The sequence below is a fragment of the Sulfurospirillum sp. E15m genome (assembly GCF_059415145.1).
The window spans coordinates 1-17,307 of record NZ_JCAHZS010000002.1; the positions used below are offsets into that span (position 1 = coordinate 1).

The 17,307-nt window shown below is 39.0% G+C and carries 18 protein-coding genes; 8 read left to right on the forward strand and 10 right to left on the reverse strand.

Translation table 11 applies throughout. The features are described from left to right. The first annotated feature begins 186 nt into the window (after positions 1-186). Both AC5SLP_RS04125 and AC5SLP_RS04130 read left to right on the forward strand, forming a co-directional pair. Entirely contained in the window at positions 187-597 is a 411-nt protein-coding gene (locus tag AC5SLP_RS04125) for a Crp/Fnr family transcriptional regulator (protein WP_495253877.1), read from the forward strand. Positions 598-694: 97 nt separating this feature from the next. Continuing rightward, the gene (locus tag AC5SLP_RS04130) at positions 695-1,069 is read left to right on the forward strand and encodes a YbgC/FadM family acyl-CoA thioesterase (protein WP_495253878.1); all 375 of its coding nucleotides are present in this window, start codon (positions 695-697) and stop codon (positions 1,067-1,069) included. Here AC5SLP_RS04130 and AC5SLP_RS04135 read toward each other — a convergent pair. From AC5SLP_RS04135 to AC5SLP_RS04165, 7 genes are all read right to left on the reverse strand, one after another. Continuing rightward, positions 1,066-2,379: a hypothetical protein gene (locus AC5SLP_RS04135; protein ID WP_495253879.1), complete on the reverse strand. Its 1,314-nt coding sequence runs from the start codon at positions 2,377-2,379 to the stop codon at positions 1,066-1,068. The two genes, AC5SLP_RS04130 and AC5SLP_RS04135, sit on opposite strands and share 4 nt — an antisense overlap. After that, on the reverse strand, positions 2,376-3,038 hold the full coding sequence (locus AC5SLP_RS04140) for a uracil-DNA glycosylase (protein ID WP_495253880.1): 663 nt from the start codon (positions 3,036-3,038) through the stop codon (positions 2,376-2,378). Before AC5SLP_RS04140 ends, AC5SLP_RS04135 begins: the two co-directional genes overlap by 4 nt. 35 nt (positions 3,039-3,073) lie before the next feature. Beyond that, positions 3,074-4,069 carry a leucine-rich repeat domain-containing protein gene (locus AC5SLP_RS04145; RefSeq protein ID WP_495253881.1) on the reverse strand — a complete coding sequence of 332 codons (996 nt, stop codon included), beginning with the start codon at positions 4,067-4,069 and terminating at the stop codon, positions 3,074-3,076. Then, positions 4,062-4,319 (reverse strand): hypothetical protein, encoded by a 258-nt coding sequence (locus AC5SLP_RS04150; RefSeq protein ID WP_495253882.1) that lies wholly within the window; start codon positions 4,317-4,319, stop codon positions 4,062-4,064. The genes AC5SLP_RS04145 and AC5SLP_RS04150 overlap by 8 nt, the downstream gene beginning before the upstream one ends. Positions 4,320-4,325: 6 nt before the next feature. Continuing rightward, positions 4,326-5,438, reverse strand: a complete 1,113-nt coding sequence (gene nifV, locus AC5SLP_RS04155; RefSeq protein WP_495253883.1) for a homocitrate synthase — start codon at positions 5,436-5,438, stop codon at positions 4,326-4,328. Positions 5,439-5,524: 86 nt separating this feature from the next. Then, complete coding sequence (gene nifB / locus AC5SLP_RS04160; protein WP_495253884.1) at positions 5,525-6,958, reverse strand: nitrogenase cofactor biosynthesis protein NifB; 1,434 nt, start codon at positions 6,956-6,958, stop codon at positions 5,525-5,527. A 75-nt stretch (positions 6,959-7,033) separates the two neighbouring features. Continuing rightward, positions 7,034-8,125: an HD domain-containing phosphohydrolase gene (locus AC5SLP_RS04165; protein ID WP_495253885.1), complete on the reverse strand. Its 1,092-nt coding sequence runs from the start codon at positions 8,123-8,125 to the stop codon at positions 7,034-7,036. 112 nt (positions 8,126-8,237) lie between these two features. On the opposite strand from AC5SLP_RS04165, the gene AC5SLP_RS04170 reads away from it, so the two are divergent. From AC5SLP_RS04170 to AC5SLP_RS04185, 4 genes are all read left to right on the forward strand, one after another. After that, positions 8,238-8,906 carry a response regulator transcription factor gene (locus tag AC5SLP_RS04170; protein WP_495253886.1) on the forward strand — a complete coding sequence of 223 codons (669 nt, stop codon included), beginning with the start codon at positions 8,238-8,240 and terminating at the stop codon, positions 8,904-8,906. A 97-nt stretch (positions 8,907-9,003) separates the two neighbouring features. Further along, positions 9,004-10,782: an EAL domain-containing response regulator gene (locus AC5SLP_RS04175; RefSeq protein ID WP_495253887.1), complete on the forward strand. Its 1,779-nt coding sequence runs from the start codon at positions 9,004-9,006 to the stop codon at positions 10,780-10,782. Then, entirely contained in the window at positions 10,773-11,978 is a 1,206-nt protein-coding gene (locus AC5SLP_RS04180) for a sensor histidine kinase (protein WP_495253888.1), read from the forward strand. Before AC5SLP_RS04175 ends, AC5SLP_RS04180 begins: the two co-directional genes overlap by 10 nt. Further along, complete coding sequence (locus AC5SLP_RS04185) at positions 11,978-12,367, forward strand: response regulator transcription factor (protein WP_495253889.1); 390 nt, start codon at positions 11,978-11,980, stop codon at positions 12,365-12,367. Before AC5SLP_RS04180 ends, AC5SLP_RS04185 begins: the two co-directional genes overlap by 1 nt. Here AC5SLP_RS04185 and AC5SLP_RS04190 read toward each other — a convergent pair. Genes AC5SLP_RS04190 through AC5SLP_RS04200 form a run of 3 tightly spaced genes read right to left on the reverse strand, consistent with a single transcriptional unit; the run spans position 12,364 to position 14,335 of the window. Beyond that, a complete protein-coding gene (locus AC5SLP_RS04190; RefSeq protein ID WP_495253890.1) occupies positions 12,364-13,593 on the reverse strand; it encodes an FprA family A-type flavoprotein in 1,230 nt (409 codons plus the stop codon). The genes AC5SLP_RS04185 and AC5SLP_RS04190 overlap by 4 nt on opposite strands. Then, positions 13,574-13,948 (reverse strand): NifB/NifX family molybdenum-iron cluster-binding protein, encoded by a 375-nt coding sequence (locus AC5SLP_RS04195; RefSeq protein WP_495253891.1) that lies wholly within the window; start codon positions 13,946-13,948, stop codon positions 13,574-13,576. The genes AC5SLP_RS04190 and AC5SLP_RS04195 overlap by 20 nt, the downstream gene beginning before the upstream one ends. 9 nt (positions 13,949-13,957) lie before the next feature. Further along, positions 13,958-14,335, reverse strand: coding sequence for a DUF362 domain-containing protein (locus tag AC5SLP_RS04200; protein ID WP_495253892.1), 378 nt, complete (start codon positions 14,333-14,335; stop codon positions 13,958-13,960). Between the two features lie 307 nt (positions 14,336-14,642). On the opposite strand from AC5SLP_RS04200, the gene AC5SLP_RS04205 reads away from it, so the two are divergent. Further along, on the forward strand, positions 14,643-15,962 hold the full coding sequence (locus AC5SLP_RS04205; RefSeq protein WP_495253893.1) for a nitrogenase component 1: 1,320 nt from the start codon (positions 14,643-14,645) through the stop codon (positions 15,960-15,962). A gap of 20 nt (positions 15,963-15,982) precedes the next feature. Further along, on the forward strand, positions 15,983-17,293 hold the full coding sequence (nifN, locus tag AC5SLP_RS04210) for a nitrogenase iron-molybdenum cofactor biosynthesis protein NifN (RefSeq protein WP_495253894.1): 1,311 nt from the start codon (positions 15,983-15,985) through the stop codon (positions 17,291-17,293). Positions 17,294-17,307: the final 14 nt, after the last annotated feature.

Here is a 17,307-nt window from a genome sequence, read left to right on the forward strand (position 1 = left end):
AAAAAGTGGGTGATCGCAAAAAAGCTGAAAGAGAAGGCCTTGGCTATAAACTGATCGCTTTTATGGCTATCTTTACGCTCTTAGCTTTCGCTTGGAAAGTCAAAATCTGGAAAGAAGTTCACTAAGTGTATCAATGACGCTATCTTTTTTTAAGATAGCGTTATCTCTACTTTAAGGTATATTACAATGCTTAAACATTATTTGGATTCTTATTGTATTAATCTTGAAAATATATTGTGTGAGAATCTTGCACAAAATTCTTCTATCAGACACTATACCTATAATGAAACCCTCTACCAAAAGGGTGACGCTCCCCATAACCTTTATATCTTTCTTTCCGGGCAATTAAAAGTTTATAAAGATACACAGCACGTCATTGATTGTATTGGAGGTGAGTTAATAGGAGCTTATGCTAATTTTGCCAATATACGTTATTTTGAGACTATTAAATTTTTTTCTCCAGGCGATATTCTTATTATTCCGTTCGATTACTTCAAAGAAAAAATAATTCAGTATCCAATACTTTATAAAGAAGTCATCAATGTCCTCAGTCAAAAACAAAAAATTATTGGACAGCACTCTATGTTAATAACATAGGTCCAATTGTGTGACGATGATTTTGAAGGTAAAGTAGAGTAAAAGATAGAGTTTTGTAAAATCTAAGAGTTACTTATGATAGATTAAGGAATATTGAATGAAAACACGTATCTATTATGATGATACCGATGCAGGTGGTGTTGTTTACCACGCGAATTACCTCAAATTTTGTGAACGTGCACGCAGCGACATCTTTTATGAGCATGGCAGAAGCCCCGCTATTGATGGGGGACATTTTGTTGTACGACGCTTAGAGGCAGATTTTATGAAGCCTGCTAAACTGGGTGATATGATTGAAGTGAAAAATGAATTGATTGAGTTAAAAAAAGCATCGTTGATTTTGAAGCAAGAGATTTACAAAGAAGAAGAGCTACTCTTTTCGATGACTTCCACTCTTGCTTATGTTAAAGAGGGAAAGCCATCGCGTATAGATGCAGATACAAAGGCTTTTTTTCTAAGCCTTTTTCCTTAAGGCATGACACGTATAAATTCATTACGTCCTGGTTGATATAAAGAGGTGTTATAAATAACTTGATTACTGAGAACGGACTCTTTGAAGATACGCGGTACTTGTCCTTCGAAGAAATTTGAACACAAGTAATCCGCTCCAATAGAGGTAGAATAATTCACCCAGTCGTAGATGATGTCATGTCCAAACATCGCATTAATCTCTTCTAAACCTGTGGGCGCTTTTTGAATAGAGTTTGCGATATACATATGGCTTCTATCTTCGTATTGCGTGAGGGTTAAAAGCAGAGGATTGTAATTGATTTGCGTTGAAAGAAGCGCATTTGCCATAATGTCGTTGGCTCTCAGTTGTGAAGCGATAAGGCTGGTGGTGACTAATGGTGTATTGAGGTATAGTGATGCATTGTTTAAAGAGGTGTTGCCTCTAAACATACCTCTAAAGTTTGCTTTGGAGCTTTCAACACGTTTTTCATAAAAGACTCTGTTGCTGTGTTGTTTAATCATGCCATTTAGTTGATAGCTTAAACTACTCCCGTCTTCAAATGTTCCGACTCTCTCGTTGGCTTTTTCCGCTAAAAGGGCGATTTGTTGGTCGTAATCAATACCGCCAAAAATAATGTTACTCCCTGTTGATGGAAGTGCTGAGCGGTGAAGTGTTGGGATGAACACCAAGGTGTCTTGAACATGGTTTGCTACAACCATAGCACCTTCATTGGTCATAGGTGCGATAATGTATTGGTATCCTCCCGCCTTAATTTTATCCAGCTCTGCCACAATTGAGTCTTCTTTTTCATCGCCTGAATTAAAAACATTGAGGTCGAAATAGTAGTTTTTATACAGCAAATACGACATAACGGAGTTTACGGTGCTAATGGCGTACTTTTTGATAGTTTTTTGAGGAATCAAAACGGCAATTTTAATCATCGTGCTATCATCATTCAGTGGTTTTGGCATAGGTGATACGATGTTCATTACACCCTCGCTTTGCCCCACTTGTTCGCCTTCTTGCTGTGGCATTGTGGGTTCAACACTGGTACTCGGTGTTGGGGTTGCCATTGCCAATGTCGTTGAAGTAATCGTTGTATCGATTAAAGGCGTGTTGGCTGGTTGCGTCGGCTGCGTTGTTGGCTGTTGAATGACTTTGGATTGAATGGTAGAACTACCAGAACCAGGGTAGGTTGCTGTACTTTTTTGATTCACATTACGTGTTTTGGATGAGACATTGTATGTAGTTGGTTTATAAGGCTCAGGAGTTGTGGTGGTACAACCCGTGAATAAAGCTAAAATGACGACAAAAGAGAGCCAAAATCTCATAACATACTCCTTACTTTTAACAAATCTGCATAAACCTCTTTCTTGGCACTAGGATTACGCAATAAAAAATTGGGGTGAAACGTCGGAATCAATTTGGCTTCACCAAAATTAAGCACCGAGCCTCGTATTTGATCTATGGGTGTGTCGTATTCACCTGTGAGATGATGAAAGCTCGTCGAACCCAACGCGACAATAATTTTAGGTTTTATCGTCTGGATTTGTTGCATCACATAGGGTTTACAGCACGCGACTTCTTCAGGAGTCGGTACACGATTATCAGGTGTTTTACACTTGAGTATCGTTGTAACGTACACGTCTTCTTTAGGTATCAACAACACATTTTCGATCATTTTAGCAAGCAATTCACCACTTTTACCTGTAAAAAGCATGCCTGTTTCATCTTCACTGACACCAGGATTATCGCCTATAAACATTACTTTGGCTTTCAGGTTGCCTGCGCCGAAGATAACATTTTTACGACTTTTTGAGAGCGCACACAAATGGCATTGTGCCACTTCGTGTTTTAGTTCTTCCAAGTTGAGCGAAAGTGTGGGCTGTTTTTCCATTCCAAGAGGACGATATTCTTGGAAGTATTCAAACCCCATAGCTCGGTATTGGTATAAAAGTTTTAAAAGTCGTATTTTTTCAATCTGAGTCATTCTTATATGGTAGCTAAGGAGGAGTTAAAATATCCTTATTCTATATCACAGTACTCCAATGTTGGAAGGTTTGGCTTTTGAAGATTTTGATTGTTGGCGATGAAAAGATTTTTAAGATTTTTAAGATTCTCTATGGCTTTAGGAAGCGTCTTCAAGCAGTTATCTTCTACATCGAGCTCATACAGTTTTGTTAGATTTCCGATGCATTCAGGAAGACTTTGCAAGCGATTGGCGCTTAGATCAAGAGAGGTGAGTTTTGAGAGTTGGCATAATGCATCTGGAATAGCTTCAAGCTGGTTGTTTTCTAAAGAGAGAATCTGCAAATCTTCTAGTTTTGAAATGTCAAAGTCGATACTTTTAAGATGATTGGAACTGAGATTGAGTTTAACGAGCATATCATGAGCTTCGAGTGAAGGGAGATTTTGAAGAAGATTTCCCTCTAAAATGAGTGTTTCTAGCTCTTTTATGGTACCGAGTGATTTAGGAAGCGTGGTAAGCTTATTGAACGATACGTCTAAAAAATAAAGAGATTGCATCGAGCCAAACACATCGGGAAGCGTTGAAAAATAGTTGGTATCTAAACTTACATGTAAAAGTTTTTTGAGGTTTTTAAATGCTTCATCTAAATGGTTTAGACGATTGACGGCAAGGGTAAGACGCGTTAGATTGGTCAGTTCGTAAAAACTTTGAGGCAAGAAGCTTAGTTGGTTACCATTGAGATTTAAAATGACCAAAGCGCTCAAATTTCCAAAATTTTCGGGCAGACTTTCCAAAAGATTGTTTTCGCACTGCAAATTACGTAAATTTTTAAGTGTGCAAAGAGCGTTGGGCAAAGAGGTGAGTCTATTACCAGAGAGTTTTAATACCGTGAGATTTTGAAGTGCTCCGATACTTTCAGGAAGACTTTTAATTTTTTTTCGACTTAAATCGAGTGTGCTGAGTGTCTCTAATTTTGCCAAATCACGAGGAAGCGTATGTTCTAAGCCAATGGATTTAATCCATGCCGCAAAATCACGAATGCGTTCACTCATCATTTTCTCCTTGTTCAAACCTGCTATTTTTTTGGTCGATGAGAAAAGCAATCTCTTCGTAATCAATTTCACCAAATTCTACCATATTAAAAAGAGCCATCAAAGGTCTTCTGCAACACGTTTGGTTGCACCCTGTAACCAATTTTTTAGCTTTTTTATAGGGGAGTGTTGTTGAACGGAAGATTTCAATAGCTTCTTGTATTGTCTTTTGACCACATTCACAAATGATTTTTGAAGCGTATTCGTCCATAATGTTTTATCCCGCTTTTGAAGCGTTGTAAAGCGCTTTAAGCTCCTTTTTGTTCAGAACTTTTTTACGCTCAGTAACAATTTCTCGCACAGTAGGCAAGATTTGATTGATGATTTCATTTTCAGGTTCAACGCCCATCGCTCGTAAATGATAGAGCAGTGTTGAACTTCCTGAATGCTTACCAATAGGATAGCTGCGTTTCATTCCAACGCTTTGCGGTGAAAAGGCTTCATATGCTTTTTCATGCTTAATCATTCCATTGACATGAATGCCAGATTCGTGCGAAAAGATATTTTTTCCTACAATGGGCATGGTCGCCGAAATAGTTTGTTTTGACGCTTTTTCAACGAGTTGAACGACATGTTTCAGTGCATCGGAATTGATAGTTCGTGCTTCGTCAAAAAGATGTACAAGGCTCATGAGTACTTGCTCAAAACTTGCATTGCCCGCACGTTCTCCCAATCCTATCACCGTCGTGTTCACGCTGATAGCACCAGCTTCTAGACCGCTAATCGCATTGGCTGTTGCCATACCAAAATCGTTATGTGTATGCATTTCAATCTCTAAAAGATTTAACGAAGAGAGGTACGAGATGTGGCTGTAAATTTGGTGTGGACGCATAATGCCAACGGTATCGCAGTACCGAAAACGATGAGCCCCAAAACTCGCTCCTAATTCCATGACTTCTTTTATAAATCCTAAATCAGCACGCGAGCTATCTTCACCGCCAATACAGCAAAAAAGTCCTTCTTGCGTTGCTACATGTAAAACCGTTTCCAAGTTTTTCAAAAGGCGTGTTTTATCGCCCCCAAATTTTGCCTCAATCAGAATATCTGATACCGGGATGGAGAGATCAACGGCTTGAAGCCCACAGGATAAAGAAGCGTCAAGATCACTCATCGTTGCACGATTCCAACTCATGATACGCAAAGGAAGATTGAGCGCTAAAATCTCTTTAATATCAGCTTGCTCTTTTGCTCCCATCGCAGGAATACCCACTTCAAGTTCATCGGCACCTGAATGATACAGTGCTGTTGCTATGTCAATTTTTTCTTGAGTATTAAAGGCAACATAAGGGGCCTGTTCGCCATCTCTGAGTGTGGTATCGTTGATAATCATTGCCAATCTCCTTCTATGCATCTCGCAAACTATCTATTTGCGAGATGAAAAAGAGCACGAAAGGTGCATCACTTTTTTTAAGTTTTTTAAGACGCTGTTTGGAAAAAGTGTTTTTTAACACTTTTGAGCACAGAAATCTCAATAGGTTCATCCGCGTAACTCTCATCACTGGTAAGATGAATGCTCTCTAACTCTTTTTGTGGGCATTCGCCGATTTTTTGTGTTAGTAAAAGATGGCAATCAGCAAGTGCAGCTTTGATTTCATCAATAGGATATGACCCATCGCAGCCTTCTTTTCCCATACAGTAGGCTTTTTCGACTTTACGGTGCATGATAAATTTAATTGCTTTATCTCCTGCTTCATAAATCAAAAATTCTTTGGCACTGCCAAAATGGTCGTTAATCAAGCCATTGCCTCTGGTAGTGACTGCCACAAGCTTGGTTTCACCCGTGGAGCTAAGTTCATTTTTATCCAAGGCTTCTTCTTGTAAAACTTTGCCATTGGCAGAGCGAAGGGCACGTCTCCATGTCTCAATGTTTTCATGTGTTTTCATACGAGAATTTAAATTGTAATGATGCGAAAGCTCTTCAAAGCTTTTATCTGAAAAACTCTCTTTAAAAAATTCATCGCTTCTATCTTCGCCCAAAAGTCCCACGGCATCTGCACGGCATTGGCGGCAGTGACGCATCATCTTGACATTGACATCACACGCTTCTTGCGCTTTCATCAGTTGTTTGTGGCTGGCACTTGGGATACCATCTAAGCCAAATTTAGTACCAAATTCAGGTTTTGAAATGAGCGGCATAACATTTTGAATAAAAACACCGAGCTCTTTCACTTTTTTAGCGACTAAAGGAAGATGTTCATCATTGATTCCTGGAATTAAGACAGAATTGACTTTTACAAGAATGCCTCGCTCAACAAGCATTTTTATACCAAGAAGCTGTTTTTCAAGCAGTAATTTAGCCCCTTCAACGCCTCGGTGTTTTTTATGTTCGTAAAAGACCCATGGATAAATTTTAGAACCAATTTCACCTGTTTCATCTACAGAGTTCAGGGTAACAGTGACGTGTTCAATCGTGTATTTTGCAATCTCATCAATATGCTTATGAATCATTAAGCCATTGGTAGATAAACACAGCTTGATATCAGGAGCATACTTTTTCAGAAGCGCAAAGGTTTCAAATGTTTGCTTTGGATTGGCAAGTCCATCCCCTGGTCCTGCAATTCCTACAACACTGAGTTGTTGGATAAGACCGCCTACATGTAAAACTTTTTTGACTGCCTCTTCGGGTGTGAGCTTGTAACTGGTAACTCCTGGGCGACTTTCGTTAGAACAGTCGTATTTTCGGTTACAGTAATTACACTGAATATTGCACGCTGGAGCAACCGCTACATGGATGCGCGCATAATGTTGGTGGGCGTCTTGCGAATAACAAGGGTGGTTGTTAATTTTTTGCAAGATGCTGGCATGAAGTTCATTTTGGGTGTTGGTGGATGATGTGCAAGAACAACTCATGTGCGATCCTTTTGTTTTCTTTGTCAGAAAAAGTGCACAAAGTGTTCCTTACCGTAAAAAAAGTATCGCTAGCGTTTAATCTTTGAGTTCTTCATAAATGGAGTGGATTTTTTCGATATTTTCATTAAAGAGTTGAATCAATTGAGGGTCAAAGTGCGTGCCACTGCTTTTTTTCAAAAGAGAATGCGCCTCATCAAAACTCCAAGCAATTTTATACGGTCTGATTGAGATTAAGGCATCAAAGACGTCAGCAATTGCAACGATGCGACCAAAAATAGAGATTTCTTCGCCCTTTTTGCCATGAGGATAACCACTCCCATCCCATTTTTCATGATGTTCAAGTGCGATTAACGCTGCGGCCTTTAGGTATTCGTTATCGTTGTCGATTAAAAGATCGTGTCCTAATTGCGTATGCGTCTTCATAATCTCAAACTCTTCTGAAGTGAGCTTTTCAGGCTTTAGCAAAATTTTATCGGGTATGCCGATTTTACCTGTATCGTGCATCGGTGCTGCAAGTTCAATGGTGTAGATAGCATCTTTGCTTAAACCGTATTTTTCTGCCAAGAGGGCGCTGTATAGTCCTACACGTTTGGTATGTTTTGAGGTCTCTTGGTCTTTAAATTCTGCCGCTGATGAGAGTTTATTGATGATTTTTGTTTGCGTATCGCGTAATTTATCATACAACATAGCATTTTCAATGGCTGAGGCAGCATAATTGGAAATAAGTAAAAGTAGTTCAGCATCCACATTAGTAAACATGCTGTTTTTTTTATTGAGTGCTTGAAAAACACCAATCGTATTTTCATGATTATCTAAAAGAGGAACAGACAAAATGGTGTGAGTGAGGTAACCTGTCGCTTTATCAATGTCTGGATTGAAACGATAGTCATTGTAGGCATCCACGACAATTTGTGTCTCTTTTGACAAAGCAGCATATGCAGCCACGCCTTTTTCACAGCTAATTCGAATAGGTTCGATATTATGTGCAACTTTAGACCATAATTCGTTTTTTTCTTTATCATAAACGAAAATGGAACAGCGATCTGCATGAAGGAGATCACGTGCAAAAGATGCCATAGACGATAAGACATCATTGAGACTTTTTGTCTTATTGATGACTTTACCGAATTCTAACAAAATAGCCAGTTGTTTTTCTGCTGGGTACATTGCATCTCTTTAATTTTAAAGATAAGTTGAGCTATTATAGCATTGTTGTTGGCAAAAAAGTGAGCCTTTTATGTATAATACTTCATTATAACGGTTTGGAGTCTTAGATATCATGCAGAAAAAAATTAAAATTCTTTTGATCGAAGATGATTATGATGCAGCAAGTCAAGTTGCACAATTCTTAGAAAGTGTCGGATTTGAAGTTGATATTTCAGAAACGGCTGTAGACGGATTATTAAAACTTTCATCACAACCTTACGAACTGTTGCTCTTAGATTTGAGCCTTCCTGATTTTAGTGGATTTGAAGTAATTAAACAGATTAATAATCAAAGTAATATTCCTATTATTATTTTGAGCTCTCATACAAATATTGAAGCAAAAATCCAAGCATTTCGATTTGGTGTTGATGATTATTTATCAAAGCCTTTTATTTTAGAAGAGCTAGAAGTTCGTATTTGGGCGATTTTAAAACGTTGTTCTATGATTAAATTAGATTACAATAAAAATAATTTGGCAATAGATTATAATAATCAAACGATCTTACTCAATCAAAAGCCACTTTCATTAACCGCCATTGAATATAAAATCCTTTCTTTCCTCATAGAGAATAAAAATAGGGTGGTTTATCGTAATGTTTTAGCGATTCATCTCTCTTCTTTGAGCTCACCGCAATCGCTAAATTATCATATTCAAAATATTCGTAAAAAGCTTGGCGATGACCCAAAAAAGCCACGTTATATTATGACAGAGTATGGAACGGGGTATCGATTGGTGTTATAATAAGGCCTCTTTCCTTATAATCCTCGTAAAGAGCTGATAATAGATTGAGTTTTGTAAAGTATAATACAAACCCGATCCACAGTTATTTAGGAAAGTAATGGACAATTCAGCTTTAGAGAGCTTAAAATCTCATTGTAAAAACCTTAAAATTTTATACGTTGAAGATGATGAAATAACACGAAAATATACGCAGTCAATTTTAAGTGAATTTTGTGATTATGTTGATGTTGCTAGCAATGGACAAGAGGCTTACGATAAATTTCTTGATGCCGAAATGGCACTCCCTTCTTTAGAATCTACCGATAATTTTCAAATACAAAATTACGATCTTATTATTACAGACCTTCAAATGCCCGTTATGGATGGGCTTTCTTTAATCGCTCGTATTCGTAAATTGTGCAAAGAGAGCGCTATTATCGTTACATCGGCTCATAGCGATAGCGAGTATTTTATTGAAACGATTCGCTTGGGTGTGAATGGTTATATTTTAAAACCGATTGAACTAGACCAACTTTTGGAATCGCTTTTATCGACGGTTGAGACTATAAGGCTTAAAAATGAATCCAAAGCCTATACCAATGATTTGAAACAGACCATAGCGATGCAACAATTTGCTCTTGAAGAACAATTGCATACGGACGCTTTAACGAAGCTTCCCAATAAAAACACATTAGACACTATCTTAAGTCATATCTCCCCGACAGAAGTTCCCTCTTTGTTTTTAATCAATATTGATAATTTTAAAAATTACAATAAACTCTATGGCATTGACATTGGTAATGAAATATTAAAAGAGTTTTCACTTTCGCTTAAAAGAGTTGCCGAGAAGCTTTGTTTTGATGCTTTTAGAATTTCATCCAATGAATTTGTCATGTTGCATATTGATACGCATCTTGACCCGGAAAAAATTTATGAAGATATTACGCAAGCTCTTGATGCGCTCAATGGTTTGGAGATAAAAATTCAAGACCTCAATGAAAAAATTTTAATTAATATTTCGATGGGTGTGACGTTTGATCAAGAAAATCTTTTCAATAAAGCCTTTACCGCTTTAGATTTTGCAAAACAAATGGGAAAATCATTTGTTGTTTATACCAGTAATTTAGATGAAACGGAGTCTCTTTCCAATGATTTTTATTGGCAAGATGTGATTGCAGATACGCTAAATCAAGACAATGTTGTTCCTTTTTTTCAGCCTATTTGGAATGATGATTGCAAAATCATTAAGTATGAGGCATTAATTCGCATTCGCACCAAAGATAGATTGGGGCATGAACAATATGTCTCGCCTTACTATTTCCTAGATATCGCGCGCCGTACAAAACAGTACGATACTTTAAGTTACCGTATGATTGAAAAAGTATTGGATGTCGCTGAGGCGTATCCTTTGATGACATTTTCTATTAATCTTAGTTTTCGCGATATGCTCAATAAAGAGATACGTGACATGATTCGTGCAAAAGTGCTTCTCTTTCAAGAAAAAAATATACCGTTTAACCTTGTTTTTGAAGTTGTGGAAAGTGAAAAAGTAACCGACTTAAATGCCATTAAAAGCTTTTTAAAATATATCAAATACGAAAATGCCCCCATTGCCATTGATGATTTTGGCACAGGATACTCCAATTTTTCTCATGTTATAGAATTGCAACCTGCTTATGTTAAAATTGATGGTAGTTTAATTAAAAATGTTGATACCGATGAAAAATCGTTGATGTTGGTGCAAGGTATAGTCTCGTTTGCAAAAGCGTTAAATATTAAAACCATTGCAGAATTTGTCCATAACCAACAGGTATTTGATATTCTTTATCCTCTAGGGATCGACGAGTTTCAAGGATATTTTATCGGTGAGCCTCAGCAGGAACTTTTATGGCAATAACACCACATATCTTAGTCTTTATCTTAGGTGCATCCGTTGCATTAGCGCTTTTTTTAATTTATAGCTTATTGCGCGAAAAACAGCAGCTCTCCTTACTGATTGATTTAACCATTGAGGGCATGATTCTTTCTAATAAACAAGGGCGCATTCTTCAATGCAACCAGCAAGCACTGAAAATCTTTGGTTTTGAACAAGAGAGTGACGTGGTGGGAAAAACAATCATGGATTTTATAGCACCTGAATCATTAACCCTCGTTCAATCCAAATTGTTGCATGATACTATGATGTATGAATGTGTTCTTTTGCGCCGCAACGGAGTCTCTTTTTCTGCACTCGTTCGAGGTTCGATGGTTGGTCTAAATAAAAGCTTACGTCTTTCTGCCGTCATTGATGTCAGTGAGCTAAAAGAGGCGCAATATGCCTTGCAAGCGTTAAATGAAAACCTAGAACTCCAAGTACAAAATCAAATCCATACGAACCGACAGCAAGAAGCGATGCTATTTCATCAATCACGCCATGCTCAAATGGGTGAGATGATTAGTATGATTGCTCATCAATGGAGGCAACCTTTAAATGTCCTCTCTCTTTTAGCCCAAAATATTGCCTTTAAGTACAAACAGCAAAAATTAGACGATAAAATCATGGAAGAGTTCAAATCTGATTCAATGCGTCAAATTTTGCAAATGTCAAAAACGATTGATGACTTTAGAGATTTCTTCAAACCTGATAAATCCATGAAGATTTTTGACATTAAACAGCAACTTGAATATGCGATTGAAATGGTGCGACCTCTTTATGCGACACATGGAATTGAGTTTGCATGTTCATTTGAAGATGGGTTGAAAATTGAGAGCTTTCCAAATGAATTTGGACAATCCCTCATCAACATTCTCAACAATGCCAAAGACGTTCTCATTGAAAGAAATATCACCAAAGCAAAGCAGATTTGCATTGAGGCGAAACGAGATGCAGAGATGATTTGTGTGAGTATTGAAGATAATGGTGGCGGAATTGATGATGCCTTGATGCCGCAAATTTTCCAACCTTACTTCTCCACCAAAGGGGCGAAGCATGGAACAGGGCTTGGGCTTTATATGACAAAAATGATTATTGAAGATCATATGCATGGCACTATTCATGTTGAAAATACATCTGAGGGTGCGCGCTTTGAGATTAGATTGCGAGGGTTAGCGTAGTGGATTTGCAGTTGCTAAAAAGCATTCGGCCTTTAATTGTCGAAGATGAAAAGGATGTTTTAAGTTCTTTGTTCTCTATTTTCAATACCGTTTTCGACGTTTTTTATACGGCGCGTAATGGAGAAGAGGGGTTGTATCGCTACTACAAAGATTTGCCAGACATCATCATTACGGATTTGGAAATGCCTTTTATGGGCGGGTTTAGAATGGTTGAACGCATTCGCGTTGAAAATCAACATATCCCTATTATTATCACATCAGCCCATAGTTTACCATCTCATTATCACAGAGCAAATGAATTAAGTGTGCATAAGTATCTTGTAAAACCATTTGACATTGATGAGCTGTTTGCACAGATTTACCATACGTGTGTGGAAAGGCGTGTCTAAAGGTCAATTTCGACTAGTTTTCCATTGAGGATTTCCGCAAATTCTACGCCAAAGGCAAAACACTCTTTGAGTTCCACTTGACTGGGAATCAGTTTGATTTTTAAAGGAGCCAGTGGCGGAACACGCAGTTTAAGCGATTTGAGTCTGGCGATAATATGATCCACCGCTTCCCCGCTCCAACCGTAAGAGCCAAATGCTCCTGCGCATTTTCCTTGTTTATCCAAAAACATAAAGCATGACAATAAATCCCACACCGGTTTAGGTGCATCGGCATTAATGGTCGGTGTACCAATTAAAAAACCATCACTCTCTTCTAAAATGCGAATCATATTTTGCTCTTCCAACGAGGCTAAATCGTAAATATTTGTGACAATACCTTCCACACTTTCACATCCATCGTAAATAGCCTGTGCCATCTCTTGAGTATTTTTATAACTGGTAAGATAAAAAATAGAGAGAATGCGTTTTCCTGCTTTTGTATGCTCAAGATGATGACTCCATTTGGAATAACGCTCAATATACTGGCTTGGATTGTCTCGCAAAATAGGACCATGCAAGGGTGCAATGATCTCAATTTCAAAACGCTCGTACAGTTTCAGTGCATTTTTAACATAACCTTGAAACGGGCGCATAATATGGTCATAATAGTACTGAAACGCATAGGAAAAATCACCGACTTTATCGTCAAAGAGACGTTGGTCGTAGTAGTGAGCGCCAAAGACATCGCCACTAAAAAGTAGTTTGGCTTCATGCACATAACTGCTCATGGTTTCTGGCCAGTGCAAATAAGGCGTCGTTAAAAATGAGATGGTTTTTCCGCCAAGTACAAGTTGTTTATTGGTCCAGATAGTCTCGAAGTTGATATTCTCGCTTCCGGTTAAGGCTTTAAGCATCGTCGTTGCTTGAGGAGAAATGAGTACTTTTGCTTGTGGTGCTCGTTTGATGAGTTCAGGCAATGCCCCTGAATGGTCTGGCTCAATGTGATGTACAATGACGTATTTTATATCAATATACTGGCATAGTGTTTCGATGTGGTTAAAAAAAAGCTCCTGAAACTCTTTTTTAACCGTATCGACAATGATAACGCCATCATTGGTTTGAATAAGATAGGCATTGTAACTTGACCCATTGGCCGTTTTCATCACAATGTCAAAGGTGCGAATATCTGGGTCAAAAACACCTATAAAGTAGATGTTATCTGCTATTTTATGAGGCATTTGATGCATGTAAAAACCTTTGCATCCAAAGTGGAGGGTTGCTGTTTTTCATTGTTAAAAGAGAGGTTAAAAGCGTATCGATGCGTTCATTCTCTTTTTCTGTTTTTAAGACAAAAATGCCAGAACCTTTTACCATTAACGATGCTCGCGGACCAATGTGTGAGGCACATAAGATATTGGCATCTTCAAGGCATTCAATTTTATAGGTGAGCTTATCGCCTTCTTCACTGTGTTCATTGGGAGAGGGCAACTCTTTTAAAAAGACAAAACTATCTTCTTTTAATTCATAAAGATAGAAACATTTACACCAACCAAAATGATCATTGGCATGAATATTGTCTGTTGATGCAAATGCTATCTTCATGGTCATTCCTTATGCGTTTACAGGTGTATGCGCTTGGCGGTCTGCAATAGAGATGGCTTCACGATACGGTTTTGGAGAAACCTCTGGGAACATAATGCCATTCTTTTTGTGTTCACGGATGTTGTACAAACCGCTTGTATGTCCTGAAACATAGTAGTCATTAAACTCAGCAGTATAAGGCATATCCCATACAATGGCACCTTCTGTTGGACAGGCATCGGCGCATTTTGGCATAGTGCCATCAGAACATTCAATACATTTTTCAGGTTTAACATAGGTTGTATCACCGTTTACGGGTGAATCAGATGCGCTAACGATAGCGGTTGCTGGACATTCGTCGATACAACTGTCACAATTGATACATAAGTCTGTGATTTTTACTGCCATGGGAAATCCTTTTTAGTGGAATAAATAAGTGTGAGTCACTCTAAAAAGCCTTGCGGAAAGGACCACGATGAGAAAAGGGCATAATCCCATCGTGGACTCGTTGAGTAAGGGTTTTTAAAGGTACACACTTCCTACGATGCATAAGGTGTTCCTTTAAGATGGTTTTATACCTCTTTTACTTTTTAAAAAGTAAAGTCTTGAATAAAGTATACGTGAGAAGTGGCTGCGTCTAAAAATCCTACCATTAACGTAAAGGAATAGATTATGCAAATTCCCTATTATGGTAAACAAAAAACTCATCAAGGATTTGTTAAACGAGAGTGCTTGTTCTCATAACAAAACCAAAAAGAGCAGCTGTGATAAACCCAAACCTGGAGCGACGAGCGGAGGGTGTGCTTACGAGGGAGCGCAAATATCACTCTTTCCTTATGCGGATGCCGTACACTTGGTGCATGGCCCCGACACTTGTCTTGGCGCTTCGTGGGAAACCAGAGCTACACTTACAAGCTATGAAGGTGAAAACAATACGCCGTTAGGATACTGCACCAATGTCACCACCCAAGATATTATTTTTGGCGGTGATAAAAAGCTCAGTGATGCGATTGCGTATATTGTAGAACATAAAAAGCCTAAGGCGATTTTTGTCTATGAAACGTGCGTGACAGCGATGATTGGCGACAACATAGACTTTACATGTAAAACCGCAGAAGAGCAGTTTCACATTCCCATCGTCCCTGTGCATTCACCCGGTTTCGTGGGAAGTAAAAACTTAGGGTCTCGTTTGGCAGGTGAAGCAGTGCTAGATGCGCTTATCGGTACGCGTGAGCCTGAGAGTGTGCATCCTTTTGGTATCAACTTAATCGGCGATTACAACGTAACGGGCGATATGTGGCAGTATAAGCCTATCCTTGAGCGTATTGGCATTAAAGTAGTTGCAACCCTTTCAGGCGATGGCAGAATAGAAGCGATACAAACAGCGCATACGGCAAAGCTCAATGTCATTGTGTGTGCTAAGTCCCTTGTTACTTTGTGTCGTAAAATGCAAGAGCGCTACAACATCCCTTATGTGAGTGTTTCATTTTACGGCAAACGCGATACATCCAATGCCATTCGCTCCATCGTCAATGCCTTTGGCGATGAAGAACTAAGTGCCAAAGCAGAAGCCATTATCGCAGAAGAAGAGGCACAGCTGGAAGAGAGGTTGCGTCCGTATGCTTTGATGCTCAAAAATAAAAAAGCGATTTTAAATACCGGCGGCAATAAATCGTGGTCAATCGCTTCTGCACTACAAGATATTGGTATTGAAGTGGTCGCCACTTCCATTCGTAAAGCCACCGAAGAAGATATCGCGATTGCCAAAGAGTATGTGCCGATTTTGATTCAAAATCCTGCGACGGAGCAAGCAAAACTCATCGATGAACACAACATTGATATTTTGTTGGCAGGTGGACGAAGCCTTTATACCGCGATTAAAAAACGCATCGCCTTTGTGGATGTCAATCAAGAGAAAAAAGTGAGTTATGGCGCATACGGTGGGCTTGAAAACCTTGCGATTGATGTGTGTGCAGCACTCTCCAACCCTGTGTTCAAATTGGTTGGAAAACGCGCACCGTGGGAAGCAGCATAAAAACGATTCAGGAGGGAAACATGAGTACTAACACTTATTTAAAAGATATCAAACAAACGAGCATGAAACCATTACATGTAAACCCTCTTAAACTCTCGCAGCCTATGGGTGCGACGCTTGCTTTTTTAGGCATCAAAAATTGTATGCCCTTAATGCATGGCGCGCAAGGCTGCGCTTCTTTTACCAAAGTGCTTTTTACACGCCATTTTAATGACCCCATCGCGATTCAAACCACGGCGGTCAATGATATAACCGCGGTGATTGATGGTGGCGAGCGTGGCATTTCAGAGGCGATAGAAAACATCACTAAAAAAGTGACCCCCGATTTGGTGGGACTTTTTACGACGGGTATGACAGAAACCAAGGGCGATGACATCAAGGGAGCGAGTTTACTTCTCCAAGAAAAGCAGAAAATTGTGTATGTTCATACGCCTGATTTTGAAGGCGGCTTAGAGAGTGGATGGGCGCTCAGCGTGCAAAATATCATTGTACAACTCGTCGAACCTGCAACACACATCAAAAAAGATAAAGTCGTTCTTATTCCCAATGTCAATATGAGTCCAATAGAAGTAGAAAAACTCAAAGAAGCTTTAGAACTGTTGGATTTGGAAGTGTATGCGCTTCCTGATTTAAGCGATTCGCTCGATGGGCACTTAGGCGTCAAACAAGGCGCACTCAGTGGCGGTGGGATTGAAGTGCGCGATATTGAAAAATTAGGCAATGCAGGACTTGTTATGAGCATTGGTCGTTCGGTTAAAAAATGCGGTGAACTTTTTTGCGAAAAAAATCCGCAGACGACGCATTTGCACTTTGACAGCTTGATAGGTCTTGAAGCAAGTGATGATTTTTATACACAGCTGTTGGCGTACACGGGCGCTAAGAGCGTTCCTAATGTGATAAAGCGCTGGCGTGCTCGTTTGCAAGATGTCCTTTTAGATACCCATTTTATGTTAGGGCGTGCCAAGATTATTATTGCCGATGAACCTGATAGTGCTTATGGAATGAGTAAAGCTTTGAGCGAAGCAGGAGCGCAGTGTGAGAACTTCATCTCCCAACGCAGCGAGATTAGCGAAGCATTTACATGTAATGTTCGTGTGGGGGATTTTGAAGATGTGGAGTGCGTATTGCCTCATTGTGACATGCTGATTGCCAATTTTCACGGCGAACGTTTAGCACACCATCATCACAAAGCACTGCTTATTCGTGGTTTCCCAAATTATGAGCAAGTGGGTATCGGTTTAAGACACAACATTTTATACGAAGGCAGTTCGCTTTTTCTATGTGAAGTTGCCAATTTATTAGTTCACCATCAAAGCAGTCATCCTAAATAATATTTAACCAAAAA